Annotated in this window: 15 protein-coding genes; all 15 read right to left on the bottom strand. The window is 55.2% G+C overall.

Annotation, left to right across the window (positions count from 1 at the left end; translation table 11 throughout):
• Positions 1-24: 24 nt before the first annotated feature.
• Positions 25-228 carry a hypothetical protein gene (locus tag WMO26_RS10175; RefSeq protein ID WP_349220133.1) on the bottom strand — a complete coding sequence of 68 codons (204 nt, stop codon included), beginning with the start codon at positions 226-228 and terminating at the stop codon, positions 25-27.
• Positions 229-243: 15 nt separating this feature from the next.
• Positions 244-1,446 carry a transglutaminase domain-containing protein gene (locus tag WMO26_RS10170; protein ID WP_349220131.1) on the bottom strand — a complete coding sequence of 401 codons (1,203 nt, stop codon included), beginning with the start codon at positions 1,444-1,446 and terminating at the stop codon, positions 244-246.
• Positions 1,447-1,464: 18 nt separating this feature from the next.
• On the bottom strand, positions 1,465-2,394 hold the full coding sequence (locus tag WMO26_RS10165; protein WP_349220129.1) for an LCP family protein: 930 nt from the start codon (positions 2,392-2,394) through the stop codon (positions 1,465-1,467).
• A gap of 167 nt (positions 2,395-2,561) precedes the next feature.
• Positions 2,562-4,334, bottom strand: coding sequence for a bifunctional metallophosphatase/5'-nucleotidase (locus WMO26_RS10160; RefSeq protein ID WP_349220127.1), 1,773 nt, complete (start codon positions 4,332-4,334; stop codon positions 2,562-2,564).
• A 93-nt stretch (positions 4,335-4,427) separates the two neighbouring features.
• On the bottom strand, positions 4,428-5,093 hold the full coding sequence (locus WMO26_RS10155; RefSeq protein WP_349220125.1) for a hypothetical protein: 666 nt from the start codon (positions 5,091-5,093) through the stop codon (positions 4,428-4,430).
• On the bottom strand, positions 5,090-6,001 hold the full coding sequence (locus WMO26_RS10150; RefSeq protein WP_349220123.1) for a DMT family transporter: 912 nt from the start codon (positions 5,999-6,001) through the stop codon (positions 5,090-5,092). The genes WMO26_RS10155 and WMO26_RS10150 overlap by 4 nt, the downstream gene beginning before the upstream one ends.
• A gap of 202 nt (positions 6,002-6,203) precedes the next feature.
• Positions 6,204-7,100: a YitT family protein gene (locus WMO26_RS10145; RefSeq protein WP_349220121.1), complete on the bottom strand. Its 897-nt coding sequence runs from the start codon at positions 7,098-7,100 to the stop codon at positions 6,204-6,206.
• Between the two features lie 304 nt (positions 7,101-7,404).
• Positions 7,405-7,617: a YbaN family protein gene (locus WMO26_RS10140; RefSeq protein ID WP_349220192.1), complete on the bottom strand. Its 213-nt coding sequence runs from the start codon at positions 7,615-7,617 to the stop codon at positions 7,405-7,407.
• 99 nt (positions 7,618-7,716) lie between these two features.
• Positions 7,717-9,375, bottom strand: coding sequence for a thiol reductant ABC exporter subunit CydC (gene cydC, locus WMO26_RS10135; protein ID WP_349220120.1), 1,659 nt, complete (start codon positions 9,373-9,375; stop codon positions 7,717-7,719).
• A complete protein-coding gene (locus WMO26_RS10130) occupies positions 9,372-11,108 on the bottom strand; it encodes an ABC transporter ATP-binding protein/permease (RefSeq protein ID WP_349220191.1) in 1,737 nt (578 codons plus the stop codon). Before WMO26_RS10130 ends, cydC begins: the two co-directional genes overlap by 4 nt.
• A 118-nt stretch (positions 11,109-11,226) precedes the next feature.
• Positions 11,227-11,610, bottom strand: coding sequence for a metal-dependent transcriptional regulator (locus WMO26_RS10125; protein WP_349220118.1), 384 nt, complete (start codon positions 11,608-11,610; stop codon positions 11,227-11,229).
• A 37-nt stretch (positions 11,611-11,647) separates the two neighbouring features.
• Complete coding sequence (locus WMO26_RS10120) at positions 11,648-12,424, bottom strand: ABC transporter ATP-binding protein (RefSeq protein WP_349220116.1); 777 nt, start codon at positions 12,422-12,424, stop codon at positions 11,648-11,650.
• Complete coding sequence (locus WMO26_RS10115; protein WP_349220115.1) at positions 12,414-13,406, bottom strand: FecCD family ABC transporter permease; 993 nt, start codon at positions 13,404-13,406, stop codon at positions 12,414-12,416. Before WMO26_RS10115 ends, WMO26_RS10120 begins: the two co-directional genes overlap by 11 nt.
• Positions 13,407-13,486: 80 nt before the next feature.
• The gene (gene isdE / locus WMO26_RS10110) at positions 13,487-14,377 is read right to left on the bottom strand and encodes a heme ABC transporter substrate-binding protein IsdE (RefSeq protein WP_349220113.1); all 891 of its coding nucleotides are present in this window, start codon (positions 14,375-14,377) and stop codon (positions 13,487-13,489) included.
• Positions 14,378-14,390: 13 nt separating this feature from the next.
• Positions 14,391-15,230: a heme-binding Shp domain-containing protein gene (locus WMO26_RS10105; RefSeq protein WP_349220111.1), complete on the bottom strand. Its 840-nt coding sequence runs from the start codon at positions 15,228-15,230 to the stop codon at positions 14,391-14,393.
• Between the last annotated feature and the right edge of the window lie 77 nt (positions 15,231-15,307).

Genomic DNA, 15,307 nt, shown 5'->3' with positions numbered 1-15,307 from the left:
CGAAAAAACGGCGCCGGCAGGAGCTTACCCCTTTTTCTTTTGCAGCAAATGCGCGGGCCACAGCAGGATGATGAACACCGCCGTGCCAAGCGAAACGCTGCCCGGCTTCCCGTCCACCTGCTCTTGGGCCGCAGCCGACTGGGCCTTCAGATAGAAAAAGAATCCGAAAACCAGGTAAATTGCAAACAAAATCCGCACCGCGACCCAAACGATATCCCAAACGTCCAACGAACCCCCCTCCTTTTATCCAGCGCTTGCAAAATGCAGCAGAATGGTGATCACATGCAGGCTTTCGTCCGCCGTTCCAAAGCCCACGTTGGTGTCGTCCAAGAGCGGGCTTTCCAGCGACCCGTTCGCCTGGGTCAGCAGAGAAAAAATCTCATTATTGCGCACGAGAGAGTCGTATGCGGCGTTTGCCGCTTCTGCCGAGGAAAAGCGCAGTTCCAGAGTGGATTCCCCGCTCATGGCGCTCATGGCAATGGCGGAAACGATGGCCGCCCTGGTATTGTCGTCAAAGACGTCGAACATCCGTCCCATCCGCACAAAGTAGTTGTTGTCTCCCGCCGCGCAGCCGGGAGAGGCAAAATCGGAATGGGTGGCGGAAATTTCTTCGTCGGTTAGGTTAAAGTAAAGATGGCTGATTTCCTGGCCGCCTTCGGTCATAATGGAATCGTCCCAGGTGGCGTCCAGATGGTACAATGCCCCATCCACCGTCACCAGGTTCCACATATGCTCGTCGCCCCCCGCCTTACCGGAAATGAGGCTGCACCCCATCCCCGCCTTGCGCAGCAGCAGCTGCATCGCTCTGGCGTACCCTTCGCACACCGCCTTGCCTTCCACCAGCGCCCCGTACACCGTGTAGGCCTGGGGGTACTCGCCGGTCTGGTCGGCTGCGGCGGTGCTGTCATATTCCACCCGGCGCACCACCCAGTCGTGCAGAAGAAGCTCCCGGTTAAATTCGTCCGCCCCTTCCGGCAGAACTGCCATGGCCTCCTCCACCGCTTCTTCCAGCTTGAGCTGCTTTTCCCGCAGTTCTTCTTCCGAATCCACCGAATAATCCAGGTAAATGCGCACTTCCCCGTTGTCGGTGATCATCTTTAAGGATTTCTGCAGCCAGAAGAGCTCCGGCATGTCCGCCATCACCGCGTTGAAAGCGCTGTCGATGTCCGCCATCACCGTCTCGGCCGGCAAAACCACTGCCGACCGATTGAGGGAATTGGCCGCATAGACGATGCGCCGGTAAATGGTCTGGCCCAGTTCGTTGAGCCCCCGGTACTGGTCCGCCGTGTCGACGGCGATCTCCGCCTCCAGCGTGGCGGGATCAGAGGGGAAAGACTGGGCGGGCAGGATAGGGCTCCCGCTTTGGGAGGGGCCGCCCCCGGCGGAACAGGCCGTAAGCGATAAAGCCAGCAGCAAAGCAAGCGTAGCAGTATATCGTCTCTTCAAAAATCCGGTCCTCCGTTCTTATCCTAAGGTTCTTCCGTAAGCGTCGGCGATGGCGTGCACCGTTTCATCCGACAGAATGAACACCTGCTGCGCCGTGATTTCGCCAGTCACTTTGATCTGCTGGGCCACCGTCCCTTCCGCGTTGAGAGACACCAGCCGCTCCAGAGCGGGGGTCATCTTTAAAAGATCCAGCGCGCTGATGTCGGTGCGGCTTTCGTTGAACGCCAGGGAAAACAGCGCGTCCTTGTTTTCCAGGTTGTTTTCCGTCATGTATTCGTTGAGCATGGAGCACAGCGCGTAGCCGGTAAAGTCCCAGCTGCCGTGAAATTCCGTCCATCCGGAATACTTGGAAAGGCTTACGAGCTGCCGCCCATTTAGCGACTGCTTGCCCTTGACCACGTTGACCGTCTCGCCGCTTTCATCCGTAAAGTTCACCGATTCCGGCAAATCCAGCGTAGCCCCGCCGAACTTGTTGATTACCGTCTGAGCGCCGGAAGCAGGCATGGAAACGTACTTGTCGATCTCTACACCCAGTAGCTGTTCTGTGGCGTCTTTCGCTAAAAGCACCCCGCCGTAGGAGAAGTATCCCGCCAGGGTATCGGTGCGGTCCTCCAGCGTCACCTGGGCGATGGGCGGCAGGGAAGTCACATAGACCGCCCCTTGTTCCGGGTCGAGCCGGACCAGGGCAAAAAGGCCCGCCGTATTTTTATCGTTGCTGGTGCCGACTAGGAAAATATTGGTACAATCCTCCGCGGAAAAAATCAACTCGTCGGACAGCTCCGAGGTATTGAGCCGGTCAGGCTGCTTGGGCGGCGCGATCACCAGGAAATAAACCCCGGCAATGGCGATGAGCGCCACGCATATGATCAGCAGCGTGGCGGTGAACAACGCAATATTCCCGAATACGCTGCGTTCCTTTTTCTTTTTTGCCGGATGGCGGGCTGGCATAGCGTCCACTCCTGTTATTATAATTTGTTTTGATATCGCTGGTTTGTCCGGGCGTACTGCCCACCTTTTCTATTATATACGGATATTTTGTCAAAGAAAAGCCTTTTCCCATACGGTCAAATGAATCCGTATGGGAAAAGAGCAGGTTTCCTATGAAAGAAAAGGGCTTATGCCCGGCGACGGCGCCGACCGAGAAGGCAGAAGGCCGCGGCCCCGAAGAACAGAACTGCCACAACCGGCGCGGTCTGGGCAAGGCCGGTGTCGGGAGAAGGTTCCTCGTCGGGGGTAACGGGGGTCTGCGCTGTTTTAGCCGTCAGATTGGGAGTGTTGGCCGCCGCCGCTAAGGCGTCACCGTCCTTTACAAAGGCCAGAATGGCTTCCTCGCAGGTGCCGTACTCGTTGACCGACCGTGATGCCGCCAAATCGGGATAATCGGAGCTGGTTGCCACATAGTTGTTGGTAGCCACCCGGTAAAGGGCGTCCGGATCCAGTTCCTTACCGTCAATGGTTGCCGACAGCACCCGGCTTCCCGCCTCTTTGGCCGGATCGTATTCCACCGTGATGCCGCCAAACTGCAGATAGCTGCCGGAATTGTCCGGCCAGGTGTACTGCATGGGATCCTCCCCGGCTTCCACCGCCGCCAGCTGTTTGTCGTACACAGCCTTGCTCTGCAGCCCGATTTCAATGGAGGTTTCCAGCGTTTTCAGCAGCGTAGCGCCGGTCACTTCCTTGACCACAATGTAGTTGCCGTAAGGGGAAATGCTGATGATGTTCTGATAGAGAATGTCGCCCTCGTCAATGCCGCCGCGGATGCCGCCCGCGTTCTCGATGGCCACGTCCGCCCCGGTCTGGGCCAGATAGGAGGCGGTCACCACCCGGCCTACCTTCTGTTCTGCCACCCGGATGTCCTCCCAGGAATAGGGCATGGCCTCCTCGCTGTGCCCCACCACCTGCTTGAGAATTCCGGCCTGGCGAGCCGTGATTTCGTCGATCTTCGCCTGTACCGCCGGGTCGTCGGGCAGCGCCTCACTGTCGGCGGCGGAAATGAGCTGTTCCTGAGTCAGTTCCGGGACCAGCTGTTCCTTCTGGGTGTCATACACCAGGGAGAGCACACCCACATTCGCAAAATGCGAGCCGGTTTCCACTATGCGCACCGGCTTTCCGTCCAAATCGGCGGCATCCTCGTTGATCACCTTGTGCTCATGGCCGGCGATCATCAGGTCGATGCCCCGGGTCTGGGCGACAAAGGCGGCGCAGTCGAGATGATGGGAGAGCAGGATCACTAAGTCGCAGCCCTCCTGGGTTTTCAGCCGCGCGGCCAGGTCGTTTGCTGTCTGTACGTCGTCGAGAAAAACCAAGCCCTCTACGTTTTTGGGCGCCGTAGAGGAAGAAAGCCTGGGATCGTATATGCCGAATACGCCCACCCGGATGGTGCTCCCATCCTCAGCCGGGATTTCCTTGATTCGATACGGGGTGTCGAAAAAGGCGGAGCCGTCCTCCTTTGCTACATTGGCGGCCAGGATTACGCCGCCGGTCTCTGCCTGCATGGCGTCTCCCAGGCTCTTGAGAGCGTCCTTGCCGTAGCTCCAGTCATGGTTGCCTGGGGTCATCGCGTCGTACCCCACCGCTTCCATCAGCTCCAGGATGCTCTGGCCTTTCTCCACCGTGGCGAAGGCTTGACCGTGAAACGTGTCGCCCGCATCCAAAACCAGGTCCGCGTCCACCAGGTCCACGATGGTTTTGAGCTTTTCGAACCCTACGGTAGTAGGCGCCCGGCTGCCGGAATCCGGCTGCTCGTAATAGCCGTGGATGTCGTTGGTATGTACGATCTGGATGGTGGTCCTAGAGTCGGATCCACTGTCCGGCGCAGCCGCAGCGGAAACCGCGCCGCCAAAGAAGAGCGCGGCGCAGGTCAGCACCGCAACAATCTGTTTTTTCAACGAAACACACCTCCAAATTTCATTTTCTTTCATTATACTGGCCTTTGGGCCCATTGGCAAGGAGCAAAGGCATACAACCCCCGTCTGGACAGGTTATACGGCGTCGTCTCCGTTCCCGCCTTCACCAAAGCTGTTTTTTTGCATGCCACCGTCCCGTTTCACGGCCTGTGTGGCTTTTGCCGCCGCAGCCGCCTCCTTTTCCCGCCTGGTCCACAGGTCGGGAATATGAAATTCCTCCTGCATCATCATCATGATCGGCGCTCCCAGAACGATCGGGAAAATCGTGTTGTTGCAGAAAATCGTGCCGATCAAGGTGGCCAGATCTACCTGCGGCTGGACGGCGTAAACCCCAAGGGTAATGATGGCGGTCAGTACCGTGGCGGACAGAAGGATAATGACAATATACGAAAAAAAGTCGCGCCCTTCCCGCAGAGCAAAGGCCTTTTTGCGAATCCGATGCCACAGCTTGTAAACCATCACCACATACAAATAGTTGGCGATAAACCCCGCAATGCAGGACCACTGCAGGCTGTCGGACAGCACGTCGGAGATCAGGTTGCCCACCGCAAAGGCAAGCGCTCCCGTCTGCCCGTAAAACAGGCCGAAGATCGGCTGCACGCAGGTGACCGGCCGGATATCGGTAAACCCGGGGATCATGATCATGACCTTGAAGGGAAGAGAGAGGACCATATGGATGAGCACTAAAAACAGAAACTGCCCGATTTTTCGCCAAACCGTTCTCTTGCTCCCTATTCTCATGCGCACCGCCTCCGTTTCAAACTCGACACCAGACCGGTCACGTCAAATTCCGATAAAAGCGCGCCCACCGCCACCAGGACGCAGCCGATGATCAGAGTGGGCGTCAGGGTAATGCGATCCACCAAAATGGCCGGAAGGGTGGCGGAGAAGATGGTGGAAAAGACGATCTCCAGCGAATAAATAACCGAAGCGGTCCGGGCGGACGCCTGCTTTTGGGCGAAGATGTTGATGACGGTGGCAAACGCGCAGATAAAATAGCTGTAAACGAAAATGCTCGAGAGCATCTCTGTGGAGTAGGGGAGAGCGAACACGGTTCTCGGTTCGATAAACAGCCAAATAACAAAGGAAAGAACCGCTACCACCCCCAAAATAAAGGCGGACAGCTGAATGGGCTCCATTTCCTTCGCTGCTTCATTGAGCTTGATGATATACCAGGCTCGAAGCAGACACACCACCAGCATGATTCCAACTCCCGGCAGCTGAGACCAGTCGGCATGCAGGTTGACCGCCAGCAAAATCCCGGTTAAAATCAGGCCCACTCCCACCCAGGTATGGACGCGGATTTTCTGGCGTTTGAGAAGGAGGAGAACCGGGAGCACCACCGTCGTCATCGACAGGGTGAAAATACCGGTAGAGACGTTGAGATACTGAAGCCCAAACAGCATCAACAGGTTATAGGCCATATTCAGCACGCCCAGCCCCGCCACCCGCAACAACTGGCGTTTTGCAAGCGGCTGGAAGATCTTTTTAAAGAAGATGGCGATCAGAATCACACAGCCGATAAAATTGGTCATGGCGGTGATGGCAATGGACGGAATCTCGGTCGGAATGTTTTTGAGTAAGATGACTTCCGTTGACCAGCATAGCGTCACACAAAGAAGACAAAAATTGGACTGGGCTTTATTCAAAAAATCTCCCCCGATTCAAACCGGCCGTTTACTAGGGCAAAGAAAGACCGGCGTTTCTTTTATTTGCATAAACATGCATGATTCGTTACAATTATACATGTTTTTCGGAAATATGTCTTCACCTTTTCCATGTTTTTTAAGGGAGAAGCAGCTTTTTCAAAGCAGACCGTGCAAAAACCGCGAAGAAAATTGGATGTACCGCTTAGTCGCGGGGCTTCTGGTAAAAGTTTCCTGCCACCTGGTCCGTTTTCAGAATATTGATGAAGGCCTTTGGGTCCACCTTTCGCACCTCTTTGGTCACCTTTTTGACCTGATCGCCGGAAATGACGGAATAGATCATCGACCGGTCCTCTCCATTATAAAGCCCGGTCCCCCGAAACAGCGTAGCGCCGTGATGGGTGGATTCCCGGATGTGCTCGTAGATTTTCTCCGACTTGTCGGAAATAATAAACAAAGTGGTACGTTTGTAGCGGGGGTCGAGCATCTTTACAATCTGCGTGGATGCGAACTGGAAGATGATGGAGTAAAGGGCCTTGTCCCATCCGAACAAAAGGCCCGCCACGATCAGCATTGCTACGTTTCCCAAAAAAATATAGTTCCAGGAATCTACATTCAGACGCTGCGAAAGGGCCACAGCGATAAAGTCGGTGCCGCCGCTGGTGGCGTGCCCCAGTAGGCACAGGCTGATGGCGAGACCGTTGATGATACCGCCGAAGATGCAGATGAGCAGCACGTCGTTGGTCAGAGGCATGGAGGGGAGCAGGTCGGTAAGTACGCTTGTCAGCACGATCATCAGACAGGAATACAAAGTGAACCGCTTGCCGATGAAGCGAAAGCTGATGACGGCGGGAATGGCGTTTAGCAGGAAATTGATGAGCGAAAAGGAAAGAGAAAGGCTCAGATACTGCTGCGCGCTTCTCTGGATGAGAAGGGTCAGGCCGTTGAACCCGCCCGGGAACAGGCCGCCTGCGTCCACAAAGCTTTTGATGTTGACGGCCATGATGACGGAAGCCAGGACAATGAGGCTCAATCGCAGGGCATGCTCCCGTATTGCGGAAAGCGTTGGACGCGAAGGAACAGAGGAACGATGGTATTTCATAAAGCGACCCTCCAACTGAAAAGTCCATATAGATATCCTTATTTTATCATAAGACATAAGAAAAGTCAGGGCGCAATGGAAAGAAAAAGCAGGCGTACATGGGAAAAAAGACGGGCTGGGGCATGCCGGCGGAGAAGGGCTGTCTCGCCCGGATGCCAGGTGCGGAGGATTTTGGAAGACTGAAAAAGCGAAGGCGGTTCTGAAGATCATCGGGCTTCCATTCGGGCATCGAAGCATCTTTTCTTTTGTGATTGAGAGCATAATCGGTATGAGCTTCTCGCACGAGTATGTTTGCTCGATCCGTTCATCTTTCCTCAAGCAAACAGCCGCCATCTGCAAAGATGGCGGCCGTCCGTTTGTATGGAGCCTTTCCCATATTTCTGCTAACCGTTCGGTTTAGAGCGCCGTCCTTAAAGCGCTCCAGATGCTTTTTGTAAAGCTTGGTATTCACAAACCTGTTGTGCAGCTTCTGTGATGAATTGGTGAAGCAAAACATTGTCGCCGGAAAGAAGGGCACGGTGGGCAACGTCTACACAGCCAAGCCCAGGCAGATAAAACCTATAATCAAAAAACCAGCCGTTTCAGTATCATAGAATGAAGTATCCCTCTATGCAATTTAACTCATCCTCCCATGCTCAACGGAGTAGACGGTATCCGCAATCCGCATGGTAGACTGCCGGTGGGATACCAGTACCACGGTTTTGCCCTCCCGTTCTTCATGCAGCGACTTTAGGATCACCGCCTCATTTAAGCTGTCCAGGTTACTGGTGGGTTCGTCCAGCAGCAGAAAGGGCGCGTTGTGCAGAAAGGCCCGCGCCAGACCCAGCCGCTGCCGTTCCCCGCCGGAAAGGGTGTCGCCCAGCTCGCCTACGGGGGTGTCGTAACCCTGCGGCAGCATCATGATGAAATGATGCACCGACGCCTTTTTGCAGGCCTCCTTGATTTCTTCATCTGTGGCGTCCAGTTTCGCAATTTTTAAATTGTTGCGAACGCTGTCGTGGAACAGGTGGGTTTCCTGGGTGACGAAGCTCTCCATCTCCCGCAGGTTCTTGGTATTGATATCCGCCGCCTTTGTGCCGGAAAGCTTTACGCTGCCCCGCTGCACGTCCCAAAACCGCATCAGGAGCTTCAGCAGCGTGGATTTCCCGCTGCCGCTGCGTCCCACAATACCGACCACACTGTGCTGCGGGATCTCTGCCGACACGTCCGACAGGATGGTTTCGTTTCCGTAGGAAAAGGTGACGTGCTCCGCCGCCGCGCCGGTGAAGGCGATCTCAGGCCGGCCGGTGACTTCCTCCACCACAGGCGTCTCGTCCAAGATATCCAGCACCCGGTTCCCCGCCGCAAAGGTGTTTTGCAGGCTGCTCCCCAGGGCCGCCAACGCGATTACCGGGCCAAAGGAGGAAAACAAGGCGATAGTGGGGATCAGAACGCCGTCGAAGCCCACCTCTCCGTTTTGGCACAGCAGAGCAGATACGAACAGCATAATCAGGTCAAAGGCCAGCACCACGGTGCTGGTCACCGCAGAATTGCGCCCGGCGGTGCGCTTCATTTTTTCCTCGTCCTTTGCCAACTCATCTGTTTTCTCATTTATCTGTGCCAGCCGTTTCTTGCCCTGGCCGTACTGCTGGGTTTCGGAGAGCCCCCGCAGGCTGTCCAGCACAAAGCCGGAAAGCTCTCCGGACTTAGTACGCAACCGCATCCCATCGTCCCCGCTGAGCTTGGAGGTAATCAGGGGAACCGCGATACCCACCACGAGGTATGCCGCCAGCGCCAAAATTCCAAGCAGCCAGTGGTAACTGCCGATGAACAGGCACATCACAATGGTAAACAGGAAAGCAATCGCCGCCGGGGAGATGGTGTGAGCGTAGAAGACCTCCAGCAGTTCAATGTCGGAGGTAATAACCGAAATCAAATCTCCCTTGTCCCGGCCCTCCAGCTTGGCAGGACAGAGCCGCCGCAGCGCCCGGAATATTTTGTCCCGAATGAGCGCCAGCAGTTTGAAAGCGATGAAGTGATTGCACGCCTGCTCTGCATAGCGGAGGAAACCGCGCACGATGGCAAAGACCGCTACGCAGACAAACAGGGCGGTAAGAGTGAAGGGCGTATCAAACCGCAGGGCAGTGAGCACCGCATAGCCGCCGAAGATAGTGATAAAGGCGGCGCACAGGTGCCCGATGAGACCCATAAGGATGGCAAGGAGCATAAAGCCAGTCAGCGGCTTTACCAGCCCGATCAGCCGGGCCATGACTTCAAATCCGCTTCGTCTTTTCATGCTATGCCGTCCTCCTTTCGGTAGTTTTCCAGCGCCTGCTGGGCGTTCCACAGGCGTTCATACAGGCCGTGGCGGTTTAGCAATTCCTTGTGGCTGCCGCTTTCCGCGACGCAGCCGTTTTCCAGTACATAGATATTGTCCGCCTGCACCACATTTGCCAGCCGATGGGAGATGAGAACCACCGTTTTCTGTTTCGCTAGTTTATGGATTTCAGTCATAATGTCGTTTTCGCTCTCTATGTCGATGTTGGAAGTAGCTTCGTCGAAGATATACACCGGGCTGTCGTGGAGCAGGGCGCGGGCCAGTGCAAGGCGCTGGCGCTGCCCGCCGGAGAGATTCCCCGCCTTTTCCAAAAGCGGCGTGTCTAAGCCCTGCTCCGCTTTCAGGAATCCGGCCAGATTAACCCGTTCCAGCACTGCCCATAATTCTTCTTCCGAAGCAGTTGGCCTGCCCATGAGCATATTGTCCCGCACCGTGCCTTTGAACAAATAGCTTTGGTGGCTGATGTAGGTGATGTTTTGCAGCAGGGAAATTTCGCTGATTTCTTTCAGCTCCACGCCGCCGACAGAAACCGAACCGGTATATCCCTTGTTCCGCCCCATCAGGATAGACGCAATGGTGGACTTTCCGCAGCCGCTTTCTCCCACCAGGGCAGTAAAGCCGCCCTGTGGAAGGTGCAAATCCACGCCGTGGAGGATCTCACGGTCTGCTTCATACGAAAAATGCAGATTAGAACATACAATGGAACGGTCTTTCGGTGTTTCCGTTTCTTTTTGTTCCGGCTCCTCCAAATCCAGCAACCGAAAAATCTTGTCGCTGGCCGCCATGCCGTTCATGGCGATGTGGAAGAAGGAACCAAGCTGCCGCATGGGGAGGAAAAAGTCCGCCGCCAGCAGGATAATCAGCAGGCATCCAGCCAAAGATACACGATTGCTTGTGTACTGCGTCACCGCCATAATCACGCCCAGGGCCGCGCCGCCGTAGGCAATCAAATCCATAATAGTAATGGAATTGAGCTGCATAGTCAGCACCTTCATGGTGATTTTGCGGAATTTTTCGGCTTCGGCGTTCATCTCTTTGTGCTTGAATTCATCCGCCTGGTAGATTTTCAGGGTGGTGAGTCCCTGCAGATTTTCTAAAAAGGTGTCCCCTAATGCCGTGTACTGCCCCCAGTATTTGGTGAGTAGTTTTTTTGCCCAGGTCTGTACCGCCGCGATTGCTATGGGAATCAGCGGCACGCAGATGAGCAGCACAACGGCTGCCGGGATATTCACAAAGCAGAGCACCGCAAACAGAGTCAAAGGGGCCAGCATGGCATAGAAAAACTGGGGCAGGTATGCGCCAAAGTAGGTTTCCAGCTGATCCACACCCTCGACGGCCACCTGCACGACTTCGCTGGTTTTCACCTGTTCGTTGTAGGAAGCGCCCAGGCGCAGCAGCTTCTCATAAATCCGTTCCCGCAGGGTTTTCTTGACCGCCTTGGAGGACAGATAGCTCATCCGGCTGGCCAGGGTAGCACAAAGGAAGCGGATCAGAAGCGCCGCTGCGACAACGGCCGCCGTCGTCCATAGAGTACCGGCGTTGGTGTTTCTGTAATAAAGCCCGGCGAGCAGGTCTGTAATGCTGAACATCATGGCGATATTCGCCGCTAAAGAGCACCATTGCAGCATGACGTTTCCAGCAATATATTTTTTGCTCTCAGCCACTGTGCCGATGAGCCGTTTGTTGATCATCATGTTTTTGTCCGCCTTTTAATGATTTTTTAACGCCGTCTTGATGCCGGAGCACAACACGGCGATGGCCGCTGCAAACAGGAAAGACAATAGGCCGTATCCCAAAGGCTGTATTGCCTCATTCACGGTCGCCCGCCTTCTTTCCTTTTGCCAGCTTTTTCAGTGCCCGATAGCTTTCGGGACTGACGGCATGCTCCATACGGCAGGCGTCTGCCGCTGCTGTTTTTCCGTCTACCCCCAGATTTTCCAGAAGGGCCTGAAAGGTCTGGTGCCGTTCCCAGGTTGCTTCGGCGATTTTCCGCCCGGTGTCGGTCAGATGCACCTCATGAGTTTCGTCCAGGAACAGGTACCCTTCCTGTTCCAGCCCCTTAAGGGAAATGGAGACGGTAGGCTTGGATACGCCCAGCTGTACGGCGATATGCACGCCCCGGACACAGCTGTTCTGCTTTTGCAGAAGATAGATGGTTTTCAGATAATCCTCTACGGTTTTCTTTTGTTTCATGCGGCTTTCCACCTCCTTTTTGCCAGCCTCGGAAAACTCAAACTGGAATCACAAAGGGTTTGCCGTCCACGCTTTGGATATTCAAATCGACGTCGTAAACCTCTTGAACCAGTTTGCTTGTAATGATTTTCCCAGGCAGACCGTGGGCGATCATCTTTCCGTCCTTCATGGCGACGATTTCGTCGCTGTAATACAGCGACTGGTTAATATCGTGCAATACCATAACAATGGTGATGCCGTATTCCCGATTGAGCTGGCGAATCAGTTTGAGTATTTGCAGCTGATACCGGATATCCAGATAGGTGGTAGGTTCGTCTAAAAACAGAACTTTTGTGTCCTGGGCCAATGCCATGGCAATCCACACCCGCTGCTTCTGTCCGCCGGACAGCTCGGATACCGGTTTATCCTTGTGCTTGAGGGTGTGGGTGATCTCCAGCGCCCAGCGGATCTTCTCCGCGTCCTCCTTCGAATCGGAGGACAGCCCCATAGTATGGTAGGGCGTTCTTCCATATGCCACTAGATTTTCCACGGAGAGATCTACCGGAGCGGTGTTGTACTGGTGAACGATGGAAACTTCTTTAGCGAAGTCCTTAAGCCGCATATCAGCGACGTTGCCGTCCCGCAGAAGGATTTCTCCTTTATCCGGCCTTAAGTTTTTGGTCATCAGGTTGAACAGGGTACTCTTCCCACAGCCGTTGGCTCCGATAAGGGTGGTAATTTTCCCTTCGTGGAGTTCTAAATCCAGCCCGTTGAGCACCTGCTGTTTGCCGTAGGCAAAGGAGAGGCTTTTTACGGTAAATACATTACGGGCCATAGCTTTGTCTCGACCTCCTCAGCAGAATGATAAAGAACGGGCCGCCGACCACCGACATGATGATAGCTGCGCTGATTTCATAGGGGGAAGCAATGGTCCGGCCCAGCGTATCCGCCAGCAGCAGGGTAAACGCCCCCAGCAAAATGCTGTACGCAACCAGCACCTTGTGGTCGCTCCCCACCAGCAGTCTTGCAATATGCGGGACGATCAAACCCAGGAAGCTGATGGGGCCGATGACTGCCGTGCTGATGGAAGCCAAAAGCACCGCAATCACCGAAATAATGATCCGGCTTCTTGTGACGTTTACCCCCAGGCTCCTCGCCGTCTTATCCTCCAGCGCCAGCAGATTGCACTGCCCCAGCACGAAGAGGGAGGCAATTAAACCAATTACCACATAGAGCAGCAGAGTTTGAAAATCGTCCCAGGTCTTCATGGTGATGTTGGCGTTGACGATGCTGGCCACGCCGGAATAGCTGCTCCCAGTGCCGGAATTGAAAGCGCTCATAAGGCCAGTGAACATGGCGTTCACCGCCACGCCTACCAGGATAATCCGCAGGGGGCTGAGTCCACCTTTCCAGGACAAAGAATAAACCAGCAGAAAGGCGATCATTCCGCCTAAAAAAGCAAACAAGGGGGTAAAAAAGTACAGTGTCGGGAAAAAGGCGGTAATGAGCACCGCCGTCAGGCTTGCTCCGGAGCTGATGCCGATGATGCCGGGGTCGGCCAGAGGATTTTTCATCACGGCCTGCAGCAACACGCCGGAAACAGCAGTCGCTGCGCCGCCGAAGATGGCAATAAAGATACGGGGAAACCGCAAATCATAAATTGTCGCCACGTTTTCGTTGTATTCCACAAACAATCCTTTGAACAGCTCAGGGGGCGTCACCTTCAGGCTGCCGGTATTCACGGCAACCAGAAACAGAATCAGCAGCCCCAGAGCGGTGATTACAAAGGAGAGAATTTTCTTTCGGTTGCTTACCATAAGCAAAATCTCCTTCAAGAAAAACGGCCGGAATTCTCCAGACAGGAAAAGCCCGGCCGCCTCGCGTTTTGTTTTAGGGGTTATTCCTCGCCGTAGAGCATGGGTTGGAGCTGCTCCAATGCTTCCTCATAATTGAAGTTGGCGCTCATATTGAACAGGTTGGGATCCAGGTCGTACACCCGGCCCTCCTGCACCGCCTTGAAATGCTTCCAGATGTCGTTGGCTTCAAATTCCTCCGCAAACATCTCCCTGGCCTGGTCCGGCAGGCCGTGGGCGGCGCGAACGATGACGTCCGGCTCCTTGGTTTTGATATCCTCGGTGTTGGCGAACAGAAATTCCTGCCCGCCCCCGTCACCGTAGACGTTGGTTCCGCCCGCCAGCTTTACCAGGCTGCCCACATAGCTGTTGTCGGTAGCCACAATATAGGAACCGGGCAGGCCCATGAGCACCAGCACCTGGGGAGATTCCTTGCCCACGTTTTTGCCGCGGTACTCCTCCATAAAGGCGCTGTATTCATCCACTAAGCTCTGTGCTTCTTCCTCCCGGTCAAACTTCTTGCCCAAATCCGAGATGGAGGCGTACATTCCCTCTACGCTCCGCAGGTTCAGAAACAGGGAGCTGACTCCGATGGAGGCGTACTTGGGCTGCAGATCGTTTTGCAGGGTGTTGGGAGATAGCACATAATCCGGATTGAGGGACTTGATAATCTCTAGATCCGGGTTCATGGCCATGCCCACTGTGGTCACGCCGCCGTACCGTTCCGGCAGGTCGCTGCTGGATTCGCAAATCCCGACTAAATCCAGGTTCAGCTTGTCGCAGATGGTGACGGCCGCCGGAGAAGTGGCGATGAGACGGGGGCTTTCGCTCTCTTCCGTCCCGCCCGTTTCCTCCGGATGTTGGTTGACGCAGCCGGTTATGGACAGTGCCAATGTCCCGGCAAGGCAGAGGGAAATAATCTTTCGAAATCTCATCGGATGTCACGCCTCATTTCTTTTTGCGGAAGAATCCAAAATACCACACGCAGCCGCCAGCAATCGCCACGACGACAATGCCGCCGATCACCCACCAGATGACCGGATCCCCGCTGCTGCTGATTATCTCCGTTTCGGTGGAGGCGCTGCTCACCTCATTCCCGGATTCATCGAATTCCTCCAGGCCGCCCGCGGTGGAGGAACTGCTTTCTTTCGAAGATGCTTCAGAAGCAGCTTCACTGCCGGCCGCCTCGCTGCTGGAAGAAGCTTCCGAAGAAGGGGCGGCGGAGACGGGCGTCTGGCTGGCTGGCGCCTGGACGGACGGTGCGGTGGCGGCAGGCTGTTCCGGTTTCGGCTCAGGGTTTTTCGGTTGCTCCACCTTTATGCTGGTGACAAAATCCCCGGAACCAGACTGAAGGTTTCCTACGGTTATGTAGAAGATCACCTCGCGCCCCATGGGAACGACGTACATATTGCAGCGGATGACGGCATTCTCACTGGGTACCTGCATCCGGAAGTCGGTGGTGTTTGTGGTAAAATCCTCCTGCATCACCGTTGCGGAAACGGCGGAAAAGTTCCCGTTGCGGCTGCCGTCCACTTGGAACTGAGGGGACTGGATATTGTCCATCAGGTTTAAGCGGATGGTCACCCACGTGTTCCCACTGGAGTCCACCTCCACCAGGGCGGCTTTATTCAGGGCGCTTTCGGTCATGGACTGGCCGAGAACGTAGGAACCTTCGCCGCCGGAATCCTCGATTTTCCCGGTGGTGGGATGCTTGTAATGAGAAGCGGCAGTCGCGGTATAGATGCCGTTGGAGGCGGCAAAGGCCGGTATAGCAGTGATGCTCGCCAATGGATTACTACGTGCCCTTGAGCACCCATAACGGGGAAATCTACGGCGACGCCAATTATACCGTCCAGTATAACATC

It is taken from the genome of Solibaculum intestinale (assembly GCF_040096205.1).
In the GTDB taxonomy this organism is placed as follows: Bacteria; Bacillota; Clostridia; order Oscillospirales; family Acutalibacteraceae; genus Solibaculum_A; species Solibaculum_A intestinale.
The sequence above is the reverse complement of the archived record's forward strand: the minus strand, read 5'-3'. Positions and strand labels throughout refer to the sequence as shown.